Genomic DNA, 11193 nt, shown 5'->3' with positions numbered 1-11193 from the left:
GCGCCACTTCGACGCCGCCTCCGGTGCCATCCGCTGGGAGGCGCCGACCCCGCCGGGTACCCGCCAACTGCTGGTCCACGGACCGACCGCCTACACCGGTAGCGGCACCGGCGACATCCAGGCTGTCGACACCGCCACCGGCAAGGCACGCTGGAGCTGGGTCGGCCCGGCACCGTTCCCCAGCCTGGACCTGATGGTCGTGGCCGACCGCCTGGCCGTCGTCGCCGACGAGCGCGTCTACCCGCTGGACCTGCGCACCGGCGTCCAGACGGCGCCGGCGTGGAAGATTGACCGCGGCGCCGTCACCGACGGTTCCTGGATCTACGCCGCCACGGGAGGGTCGAGCGTCTGCGCCTACCCGTTGCCCTAGCGCCGTGGGTAGGCGCGGCCTCCCCACCGCCGCGCCGGACTCAGTAAGGCCTCGACCGAGCACCCATCGAGCGACTGTCCGCGTCCGTAGGGTCGGAGTCCGGGCCGCCATCATGCCCGGACCGTGGCGCGGATCCAGCGCCCCACCCGTGCGGCCGCCAGGGGCGGCGCACCAGCCAGACGCGCCGACCCACGCGGAGTACGGCGGCCCCGCCCGCCCGTACCCAACGGGTGAAACGCTGGACGTGGCCCGGCCTGCCGTGGCGGGCAGCGGCCACTGCCAGTTCGACCGCGGCGGAACGAGCGCGCCGGTCGCCAGCCACTGCCGGGCGAACCCCACCCGTCGGCGTATGCGCCGGCGGGGGCCGCCCTACGGCCCACTGTCCGAATAGGTCCCGCCACCGCGGGCCGCAGTCGCGGGCGACCTCCGGCCACCTGTCCGCGATGGCGTCGCCGCGCGTGCCCGCCAACGCCGCCCGCGCCGCGGCGAACCGCTCCGCGTCGAAGCCCGCCGGCCTGGCCCCGCGCCCGTCAGCGCGGCGACCAGGCGGCCTGCCGCGCCCCCAGGCCGTCGCTCACATGATCACCGGGTGGCCGCTGGCGGCGTCGATGGCATCCAGTTGCCGCGCAGTGCCGCCGCGGGCCGGTACCGCCCGTCGCGCCGCACCCAGCTTGGCGACCAGTCGATGCCGGTTCAACGCAGAAGGCGACATATCCTCGATGAGCAGCGCCGGGGACCGCTACGACTAGTGCATGGTCGAGTCGTCCTTCGGCACCATGCAGCCAACTATTCAACCGCCAGGCTTGGACCCTCGGGCAGTAGTTGGCAATGCAATCTCCGAGTGGATTAAGGCCTGGCGCAATACCCGCCGCCGGTGGCAACCTGCGCCCGATCGACTACGAACAACAGTTCCTCGCCCCGCGGCCGCGTGAAGACCCAACCCAACCCGAGTGGATCGAGGAACCGGGTCGAGCCCAGGCAGCTCCCTCAAGAGTGTCGGCCGCCTGGACCCTTGCCCATGCGTGGCTCTTCCGCTCGTGGTGCCGCCGAGTCAGCAGGGTACCGTGCGGGCACCTAGCCGGCTTTCGGTCCACCTCACGCCGCTGGGCTGGGTGGCGTCCTGAGTCTGGAAGACCATCTGCGAGGTGAGCTTCAGCGTGGCGCGGCCGCATGCCCCGGTCAGCGGCGCCGGGAACGACTGGGGCAGCACTACGTCGTCACTTACTGGCGTCGCAGCCGTCCTGACAGTCGTGTCGAACGGTGCTGTGCCGCCGCCGAACTCGACCGTCGCCGTGCTCCGCAACTCCGAGCGCGGCGAGATCTGCCGGGTTTGCGTGTGAGTGGCGTCGTCGAGGACGACTCGGCGCCCCGGGCCTGCGTCGAGCTGGATCGTGGCGGTGCAGGTGACATCGGCGCGCTTCCTCGGCGGGTCGAACATGGGCCCGAGTTCGGCGCGGAACCACTCGTGGTCGACGACCAGGCGGTCACCGACGATGAAGACCCGCAGGTCCGGGCCCGAGCACGACGGCCCGCGACCCGAGAATGGGCCAACCCGGATCGGATCGTCGACAACAGGCACGGCAACGGCAGGTACGCCGGCCAGAACCGCAGCAGCTGAGACGGCGAGGGCGGCGGATAACAGTCCGACATGGCGTATGGAACATCACCTTTCATGGGTGTGAACGGTGCGAGCTGGGCGTCAATCACAGGTGACCGGAGCCTAGGACGAGAGACACTCCGGTGACACCGAACTGTCGGATGCCAGACACCCGGCCAGCCCGTACAGCTCGGTCATCCGCCGACGGCTCCCTCACCATTACCGCCGGGCCGGCCACGAGTGCCGCGGGGCAACACCCCGATTCGGCTCGGGGGCAGACCATGGCCCACCGACGGCTGGCTCCATGGGATCGGCGAGCGGCAGCCTGACTGTGAGACTTCGAGATACCTCCGGGCGGCCTGACCCCTGCCTACGACTAACCCCGCGGTTGGGTGTCCTTGCTGTCGACCTGTCGTCTGCCTGGCTGGTGTACCACCGGTGGTGCGGCTGGTCCGGCAGTGACCTCATCAGAGCTTGATCGCAGCAGGTCCGTCACAGTCCCGTCCACCCGGCCGGCCAGCGTCACGAATCCCGTTCGCCCTGGTACATGCTGGAGTGGATCACAGTGTCAAGCATGAACCCCGACCCCAGCCGCGTCGAGTCGTCATCGGCGTTGACACCCACAAGCACGTCCACGTCGCTGTCACCCTGGACGACATCGGCGGTCGCCTCGACGTCGCTCGTTCCGGCCGCCCGAGGCGGCTACCAAAACTCCCGGACTGGGTTGCCGCCTTCGCCGCGAAAAATCTGATCTTCGCTGTCGAAGGCACCGGATCTTCTGGCGCCGGCCCCATATGCGCTGTCCGGCCTCGGCGTGATGGAAGGGTTGCGCGCCGACCGCCGCGACTGCAGACTGCCCGGCAAGAGCGACACCGGTGTGACGGCTGGGTCCCTGCCGGATCCACCCCGCCACACTCAGGTTCGCCGCCTAGTGCCCGCCCAGTTCCACCCCGACAGCGCCTCACCCGGACGCGCCGGACTGCCCGATCTTGTCGTTCATGCCTATTCCGCTCCGGCGAGGCTGTCCAGCCACCCTCATCCGGGGTGGCGGAGCACGAGGCGTGGCAACGCCCTGCGGTGCGATCGACCGGGACGACTCCACCGGATGGCCGATACGACGCGGCACTATGCACTGACAAAGTGGACCGTGGCGGGATCAACGGGGACGCTACAGATCCGGGTCGTGGACGCGTGTGTCTCCTTCCGGCCCATGGCCGTTCCTTCGATGCGGCCATGTCGACATAATTTCAAGGAGGCACCTATGAACTCGATCCGACTCACCGCGCTGGGCACCCTCGGCGCTGCCGCGGTCCTGACGCTCACGGGACAAGCGGTACCAGCCCAGGCCGCCACCGCAGGCAACCCGCCGGAAGTGAAGATCAGCGAGGTTGTCTCCACCGGAACAGGCTGTCAGAAGGGCAAGGAGCCGAGGGTGCAACTGGACAGCAACGGGCAGCGGCTCACCGTGGAATTCCCCGCTTTCGAAGCTGAGGCCGGGCAGGTCCCGAACGACGACGGATCTTTGGTTTGGGTCTCCAAGGCCAACAGAAGTTGTCAGACGAACATTCGGCTGACCTACTCCGAGGGCTGGAGCTTCGCGGTGACCGAGGCGGGAGGCAGCGGCTACGCCGACATCGCCCGAGACGCCAACGGCCGGCACATTGGCGCGTACCACTTCGCCGGCACCGCCGAGACCGGCGGGTTCTACAACGTGACAGGCGCAACGCGCCCAGGCACCTACAGCTACTTCGACAAGGTCGATACACCGAGCTGGTCCGAGTGCGGCAACACCCGGGCGCTGAACATCAACTCCAAACTTCAGGTCGACGCCAGCAAAGCCAACCGCGACTCCCTGAGCACAATGACCATCGGCTCGACGACCGCCAGCCTGGAATGGAAGCTCTGCTGAACCGCTCGGCCCGGCGTCCCCACGGGAACCGCCGGGCCGGTACTGGGTCATCGGTGTGGCGCCGTGATGTGGGCGGGTGCACCGCCTGAGGGCACCCGCTGAACACTCGGCGTCCGGCCCGATGTCACGGAGGCGCGAGGGACTCCTGAGCACGATCACGCGCGACCAGTCCGCGGGGATGAGGCGCCACACAATGTGGCCTGAAGCCGCCGCACAATGGCCGTACTACCGCCAACTCTAAATGGGGGACACCATGAAGCACGCCATCGTCGTCGCGGCGGCCACCGCCGCCGTCCTCGCCGGCACCGCCCTGCCGGCCACCGCCGTCCGCGTCACGCCGCGTGACCCTGATGTCAAGATCAGCAACGTTCGGCTCGACGGAACCGGCTGTTCCAAGAAGGAGACCAGCCTCATCCTGTCCAACGGCAACAAGGCCATGGACATCTTGTACGGGGGCTTCGTGGTCAAGTCCGGTGCCGTGCCAGCCGGTGACGGCACGACGACCTGGGTCCCGCAGGCGCGCAAGAGCTGCCACATCACCCTGACGATGAGCTACCGGTCCGGCTGGACCTTCGCACTCGAATCGGCCAACTCGCGGGGTCTCGCCACCCTCGCCGCCGGCACCACCGCGCGGCACACCAAGGTGCACACCGTCACCGGTGCCGCGGAACCGCTGGGGGGCACCCGCCATCTCGCCGGCCCGATGGACGGCATGTACGCGCACGAGCTGAAGGCCGACCCGCCGACCTTCGGTGAGTGCGGCAAGTCCCGGCGCTGGGACCTTGAGACCGTCATGTCGATCGACTCCGGCGACACTGTGCGACCTACCATGGACCAGATAGCGATGGCCTCCCCGCACGTCGACATCGGCGAGAAGTTCCACCTGACGTGGCGCGAGTGCTAACCGCCTGAGGCGTAGGGCACAACCGAACATCACGCAGGTAACACAGCGACACCTCACCAGCGTCGGCACGAGCCAGAAGCGCGACGTCACCGGTCGGGGCGGTGGAATCGTCAGCACATCTGGGATGGTCGCGGTCTACCACCGCGACCATCCCAGATTTGCCTTACTACAACTCGTCGGCGAAGTCGGCCATGACCATCACCCTCGCACCGAGGGCGAGCAGATCATCGCGGACCTCCCGGGCGGCGGTCACCATGTCGGCGTCGGGGACCTCGCCGGGCTCCCCCCGCCAGATCTCGACGCTGACCGGCCAGCCAAACCACTCACCATATTCGGCGAGCACGGCGGCCCGGTCGGGGCCGTCCGGCGTGCTCTTGTTCCGCCGGACGTCGACGAACGCCCCTCGGTGGACGAGCGACTGCCCGATAGCGGCGTACCGTCCAGTACGTACCAGTGCCTCCCGGACGTCCGAGATATCGCCGCACACGTCCACGAAGAGCCGACAGTCGTCGTACTCGTATCCCATGATCATCCTTAGACTGTGTGTCAGTTGGGTTTGGTGCTGCTCAACAGGTTCAGTTTGACCGCGCGGCGGTAGCAGATCACAGCACATGCCAGACGCAGGAATCCGAGGAAGTGGGAAGCCTTGCGTTCGTAGCGGCGGGCCAGGCGCCGGAACCGGCTGATCCATTCCAGGCTGCGCTCGATGACGTACCGGTGGCGACCGAGCCGGGTCGAGGATTCGATGCCCCGGCGGGCGATCCGGGCAGTGATGCCCCGCCGGGCCAGCAGTTGCCGGGCAGGACCGGTAGTCATAGGCCTTGTCAGCGTGCAGCTTGCCCGGCCGACGCCGCGGCCGCCCGACCGGTTGCCGCACCGGTGCCACCCCGTCGACCACGTCGGTGAGCAGCAGATGATCGTTAACATTGGCGGCGGACACCACCACGTGCAGCGGCAGGCCCTGCCGGTCACCCACCGCATGGATTTTGGAGCCGGGCTTGCCCCGGTCCACCGGGCTGGGCCCGATCAGGTCGCCCCTTTTACCGCCCGCACATGCATCGCATCCACCGACGCCCGCGTCCAGTCGATCGCGCCCGCGGCGCCGAGCACGTCCAGCACCGCCCGGTGCAACGCGGCCAGGACACCCTGCTGGCCCCACTCGGCGAACCGGCGATGCGCGGTACGCCAGTGCACCGGAAACGATCCCGGCAACTTACGCCACGCACACCCCGACTCCAACACGTACAAGATCGCCGCCAGCACCACCCGGTCGTCGGTACGGGCCCGCCCACCACACTGATGCCGTTTCGGATGCTCCGGCAACAACGGACCGGCCAACCGCCACAACGCATCCGGGCAGTACTTCTCCACGTCACTCACACCCACATCAACGAGCGACCAGACCAGCCAACACCCCCAAATGACACACGGTCTTAGTACCGATGTGTATCGATGATGCCGTTTAGCAGGGCGCGAGCTTGAGTCTAGCCTGGACGTTCGGCTGTCCGCCGCCATCGTTGGTGAAGTGGGTAGGCTTCTGTCCGGCTACGGTGACCAGGTACTGCGTATAGATGAGCAGCCGGAGGTCCTTGGTGGTATTGCAAGGCCGGGAGACCGCGCTTTGGTCACCGACCGGCTGGGTTACCCAGGGGCCTTCAGAGGGAGACGACTGATCGGTGAGGGAATAGGTGGCACGACTGCCGGGCTCGTACGGCCGCCAGTCCATTCCGTTGGAGGTGCTTTGCAGCATGCCGACGGTTGCCTGCACCTTAACCGATGCCTGTAGTCCCCCCTCAGACTTCTTCAGCGTGCCGCGAGCGACAGGTGCGTCGACCGCCCAGGTGTAGCCGGCGGGCGTGGTAACCGAGATCACCAGGAAGCAGCCGTGAATGTAGCGCGGGCCGTTGGCGTTGGGCACCTTCCAATCGGTCGGAGTCCAGTCCGCCGCCACCGTGCCATCAGACCGCAGGCTCACTTTACCGGGAGTCGTGTTGCACTCGGAGTCAAGTGTCTCGCCGCGCCAAAGAACCTCGCCGAAGGTCATTTCGCCTGCGCCCGGCCGAGCCGCTGCGGGTGCCGGTGCTACCGCCACCACTGCCGCAGCCACCGCCACGCCTCCGGCGACCGTCCGAAGTGCGCGGCGCAAACCGGTGATCTTGTGCGTTGTCGTGTCCATACCGGAACTTATACCGGCTCATCCAGGCGCATCCGCTGCATGTGTCGGCAATCCGACAAGTCCCTCGCGTGCCAGTTGACCACCTGCATCGTGCACACGGCGACCCTGGCGAAGGCGACGCCTGATCTGGACGGAGGACCTGGCATGACTGTGGGGGAGGCACCACAATGACGTCCACCGACCAGCAGATCGATCATCATCACGGTCTGTGAGATATCCGACACTGGTAGTGTCCGATGAAGACTCTGGCACACATCCGGTCCTCACGCAGCGTGGGGCTGCGTGAGGAGGATCCGCTGGCGGAGTAGTGCGAATCCGGTTCTGCCGTACATCTGCCGCTTCAGGAATTTGACCTTGGTGTTGGCGTCTTCGATCGGTCCGTTGCTGTAGGTCAGCATCAGGTCAGCCACGAGGGCGGGCAGGTCCCTTCGCGGGCCGTGGACGAATCTGTGCAGGGCTGGTAGGTCGTCGGCGTCGACGAGGCTTATCCAGGCGTCGAGGTCCTCGCCGCGTCGGCCGGTGAGTAGGTCGGCGAACTGCGTGACGCGCTCGGCGAGAACAGTCAGGTGCGCGCATGCTGTGAGGAGATCCTCCAGGTGCTCCCGGTGGCCGGCCGGCAGGTCAGCGGGGCTGGTCATTAGCCACGAGACCAGCCGGCGCGGCGAGGGTGGTTTGCGTGCCGTGTCCGCGCGCCCTGGTTGAGGTAGCGGACCAGTAGGTTAGCGCTGCTGGTATAGCCGAGTTCGCGGATCTCGGCCAGTAGTCGAGTGACCGCCACGGCGGGGTCTTCGGCGCGTCGGCGACGTAGGTGATCCCGGAACGGGTCGACCAGGGTGTGGCGGTAGCGCGGCGGGCGTTTCAGTTCCTCGGCCGATGCCGCGCGGGCGTAGCGCTTCACGGTGTTCAGGGCCCAGCCGAGGCGGCGGGCGCATTCCAGTAGGCCGTGGCCTTGACCGAGCAACGCGTGGACGGCCCGGTGACGGTCGCGGGTGTGGTCATCCAGTGGCTGGTCAGGTCGGATCAGGCCGTCGCGCCAGCAGCGGCTGTGGGCGATCAAGGTCTTCTCGACTGCTTGGCCAGGTGCGCCCACAGGTGCCAACGGTCGCTGACCTGGACTGCCCGGGGTGCTCCGGTGCGGATCGCCTCGGCGTACGCGGCGGATCCGTCCCGGCATACGACCTGCACTCCGGGATGCTCGCGCAGCCATGCGGCGAGGGTGTTCGCCTTGCGGTCGGGCAGCACCTCGACTCGGCGGTGGGTGACTGCGTCGATCAGCAACGTCGCATACCGGCGGCCACGACGCAGCGCGAAGTCATTAACGCTCAGCACCGCCGGGAACGGTTGTTCGGGCAGCGGCAGGCCCAGCAGCACGCGCAGCACAGTGCAGCGCGAAATTCGGACACCAAGACGTTGCAGCACCGCCGCACCAGCCCGACCTGCCATGATGACCGCAAGGTCACCGACCAGAGCGCTCAAGCCCCGGGTCCGTCGCGCCCACCGGCCCGCCAGCAGCGGCATCTGCTCCCGGAACGTTCGCCGCGGGCACTGCGTGGTCGAGCACTGCAGCCGCCGGACCTGCACGTCGACCACGACGCCGCGACCAGCTACCGGCAGGGCGGCGATCTGCCGACGGTGATAGGCGTGCACCCGCCTCGTTGGCTGGGCACACAGCGGGCACGCCACCGGCCGCACCTGCGTCCGCGCGAGCACCCTAACGACCCCGTCCTGGGCGATCACATCACGGATGACCAGCGACGACAGCTCCGGCAGCAGGGCGTTGATCAAGCCAAGATCGCACCGCCGTCAGCCTTCCGCATGACCCCCGCCACAAAGGACCAGGGTCACCACCGCGAGGCGTGCCGGGTTCACATGCGGTTCAGCTCACCGGTTGACGGTCTTGACGGACATCCGGATCTCGGCATGTTCGGACGTTCTACTGGCGCTCCGGCGGTCGTTGGTCGGCAGCGGTGCACCTGCTGCTGTGATCGACGTGTGATCGACGGTCCTGACACAGGGCGACACTGGATGGTAACCAAGGGCATGGTGGCGCTTAGTATTGCGATTTGAATGGCATCGGGCATCACTACGTGACATCAGCTAACGCCAATCTAGCATTCTCTTAATCCGCGGGTTCGGGGTTCGAGTCCCTGGCGGCGCACCAACGTAAACATGCCCTGAACTGGGAAAACTCTCGTGGTCAGGGCATGTTTTTTGTCGCATGTGGATCTTTGTGTGATCGACGTGTGATCGACGGTTCGGGACACCCCCTGGCAGGGGATCCGGGGCGCGGTTCGGGCCGGTTGTAGCGTTCGTTGCCCACCTACGACCCGTCGTGCGGTGGTGCTGGGTGCTGCCTACCCCTGTGAGGTGGGCGGGGTGTCAGCCGGCCGTGCGGTCCTCGGCCAGAGATGGGACTCGGCGGGGGATGATCGCGGCGGTTTTCTCTGCGGCGGCGGTGGCGATCTCAGGCAGGACGCTGGCGTAGGTGTCTGCGGTGACTTTGTAGGAGGAGTGAACCGTCCTGGATCGGCCGGGGGGTTGGTTTAGGCCGCGGCGGTGTGCTGGGTGGCCGGTTGGTGGGGATGGTGGTGGTGTTCGAACTCGATGGGTGGGGTGTAGCCGGTTGCTGAGTGCAGTCGGCTGGTGTTGTACCAGTGGACCCAGGCGGCGGTTTCGCGTTCGACTTCGGCCCGGCCGGTCCAGGTGCGGTGGTGGTTGTCGATCAGCTCGGTTTTGTACAGCCCGATCGTGGACTCCATCAGGGCGTTATCGAGGGCGTCGCCGACACTACCGATCGACCCGGCGATCCCCGCCTCGACCAGAGCTTCGGTGAAGGCCAACGAAACGTATTGGCTGCCTGCATCGGAGTGGTGGACCAGCCCCGTCGGGGTGAACTGCATGTTGTGGCGACGCCGGGTGAACACCGCTTGTTCCAGCACTGAGGTCACCAAGGGCGTGGCCTTCGACGTGGACACGCGCCAGCCGAGGATCCGGCGGGAGTACACGTCGGTGAGCAGGGCGACGTAGACGAACCCGGCCAGTGTCCACACGTAGGTGAAGTCGGCCACCCACAGCTGATCGGGTGCGCTGGGGCCGGCCCAGTTCCGGCCGACCAGGTCAGGATGCCGCGCCGCCGTGCGGTCGCTGTCGGTGGTGCGGATCCGGTGGCGTCCGCGGACCGCGCCGCGGATCCCGGCGATGCGCATCAACCTGGCGACCGCGTCACGGCCGATCTGGTGGCCGGCGCGGCGCATCGCATGCCACAACTTACGCACCCCATACACCCGCCGGTTGGCCACGAACAGGTCCACCAGCGTGTTCACCAGATACGCCTCGGCCAACACCGCCGGGCTCACCCGACACCCGCGGCGGGCGTAGTAGGTGGACGGCGCGATCGAGCAGCCATGCAAGGTGAGCACGGCGCAGATCGGCTCGACGCCGAACCGACGGCGGTACCGGTCGATGAACGACACGATCACTTGAGTCGGCGGTCGAGCTCCGCCTGGGCGAAAAACGCCGACGCCGTCTTCAAAATCTCGTTAGCCCGTTCCAACTCCACGACCCGCCGGCGTAGGGCCTTGACCTCGGCATCCACCTCGCTCGGGATCCCGGGTCGCATGCCGGTGTCTACCTCGTCACGCTCGATCCAGTTACGCAGCGTCGCCGGGTTGATTCCCAGCAGCGCGCCGACCTGACGGCGGGCCTCGACCTTCGAGTCCCCGTTCTCCCGAATCCGATCTTGATACAAGCGGACCGCACGAGCACGGGTCTCATCATCAAACTTCCGAGGGGCGGGCATGACAGCAGTCTCCTTGCTACATCACACCCTCCGAAAGACCCAGGGCGGTTCAATCGGGGCCGCGCTGCACCCCGCCGACGTGACCGACCACTTCCAACACCTGGGCCGACAGGCCGGCCTGCCGCCGATCGGGCTCCACGACCTGCGCCACGGCGCCGCGACGTTGGCGCTAGCCGCCGGGGTGGACATGAAGACCGTGCAAGAGATGCTGCGGCACTCCTCATACAAGGTCACCGCCGACACCTACGCCAGCGTCTTACCCGAAATCGCTACCGCCGCCGCGGAGAAGACCGCCGCGATCATCCCCCGCCGAGTCCTACCAGTGGCCGAGGGCCGCATAGCCGGCTGACGGGCACACACCCCCAACCCACAGCAGAACCCCAGGCCACGGCCCACAGGCCGCTGATGGGCAGATCACGCCGCCAGCCACCCGGCGAC

Annotated in this window: 8 protein-coding genes, 4 pseudogenes and 1 other annotated feature; of the genes and pseudogenes, 4 read left to right on the top strand and 8 right to left on the bottom strand. The window is 67.5% G+C overall.

Going from position 1 to position 11193, the window contains the following annotated elements; all coding sequences use genetic code 11:
- Positions 1-370, top strand: a 370-nt coding sequence (locus IEY75_RS02950; RefSeq protein WP_189112555.1) for an outer membrane protein assembly factor BamB family protein, incomplete at its 5' end; no start/stop codon positions are given.
- A gap of 40 nt (positions 371-410) precedes the next feature.
- Here IEY75_RS02950 and IEY75_RS21575 read toward each other — a convergent pair.
- From IEY75_RS21575 to IEY75_RS02945, 3 genes and pseudogenes are all read right to left on the bottom strand, one after another.
- Positions 411-881, bottom strand: a pseudogene (locus IEY75_RS21575) (SCO6045 C-terminal-like domain-containing protein); the annotation flags it as partial.
- 63 nt (positions 882-944) lie between these two features.
- On the bottom strand, positions 945-1067 hold the full coding sequence (locus IEY75_RS21205) for a hypothetical protein (protein WP_268244320.1): 123 nt from the start codon (positions 1065-1067) through the stop codon (positions 945-947).
- A 354-nt stretch (positions 1068-1421) separates the two neighbouring features.
- A complete protein-coding gene (locus IEY75_RS02945; RefSeq protein WP_189112554.1) occupies positions 1422-1949 on the bottom strand; it encodes a hypothetical protein in 528 nt (175 codons plus the stop codon).
- Positions 1950-3228: 1279 nt separating this feature from the next.
- On the opposite strand from IEY75_RS02945, the gene IEY75_RS02940 reads away from it, so the two are divergent.
- Positions 3229-3876 (top strand): DUF4360 domain-containing protein, encoded by a 648-nt coding sequence (locus IEY75_RS02940; protein ID WP_189112553.1) that lies wholly within the window; start codon positions 3229-3231, stop codon positions 3874-3876.
- A gap of 241 nt (positions 3877-4117) precedes the next feature.
- The gene (locus tag IEY75_RS02935) at positions 4118-4780 is read left to right on the top strand and encodes a DUF4360 domain-containing protein (protein WP_189112552.1); all 663 of its coding nucleotides are present in this window, start codon (positions 4118-4120) and stop codon (positions 4778-4780) included.
- Positions 4781-4946: 166 nt separating this feature from the next.
- Here IEY75_RS02935 and IEY75_RS02930 read toward each other — a convergent pair whose 3' ends face one another.
- The 5 genes and pseudogenes from IEY75_RS02930 to IEY75_RS02910 all read right to left on the bottom strand — a co-directional run bounded on the left by IEY75_RS02930 (position 4947) and on the right by IEY75_RS02910 (position 10755).
- A complete protein-coding gene (locus tag IEY75_RS02930) occupies positions 4947-5306 on the bottom strand; it encodes a hypothetical protein (protein WP_189112551.1) in 360 nt (119 codons plus the stop codon).
- 20 nt (positions 5307-5326) lie between these two features.
- Positions 5327-6151: pseudogene (locus tag IEY75_RS02925) on the bottom strand (IS5 family transposase).
- Between the two features lie 91 nt (positions 6152-6242).
- A complete protein-coding gene (locus tag IEY75_RS02920) occupies positions 6243-6956 on the bottom strand; it encodes a hypothetical protein (protein WP_189112550.1) in 714 nt (237 codons plus the stop codon).
- Between the two features lie 263 nt (positions 6957-7219).
- A pseudogene (locus IEY75_RS02915) lies at positions 7220-8741 on the bottom strand (ISL3 family transposase).
- Positions 8742-9499: 758 nt separating this feature from the next.
- Positions 9500-10755, bottom strand: a protein-coding gene (locus IEY75_RS02910) for an IS3 family transposase (protein WP_373290188.1) whose coding sequence is annotated in 2 segments (ribosomal slippage) — positions 9500-10461 and positions 10461-10755 — 1257 coding nt in all. Because the reading frame shifts where the segments join, the coding sequence is not laid out codon by codon here.
- Positions 10343-10474, bottom strand: a sequence feature (AL1L pseudoknot). Its footprint overlaps the gene before it by 132 nt.
- Positions 10756-10810: 55 nt before the next feature.
- Between IEY75_RS02910 and IEY75_RS02905 the strand changes: the two are divergent.
- Positions 10811-11104: pseudogene (locus IEY75_RS02905) on the top strand (tyrosine-type recombinase/integrase); the annotation flags it as partial.
- Positions 11105-11193: the final 89 nt, after the last annotated feature.

This window comes from Pilimelia terevasa (assembly GCF_014647915.1).
Taxonomy (GTDB): Bacteria; Actinomycetota; Actinomycetes; order Mycobacteriales; family Micromonosporaceae; genus Pilimelia; species Pilimelia terevasa.
This window is presented reverse-complemented; position numbering and strand designations above follow the sequence as displayed.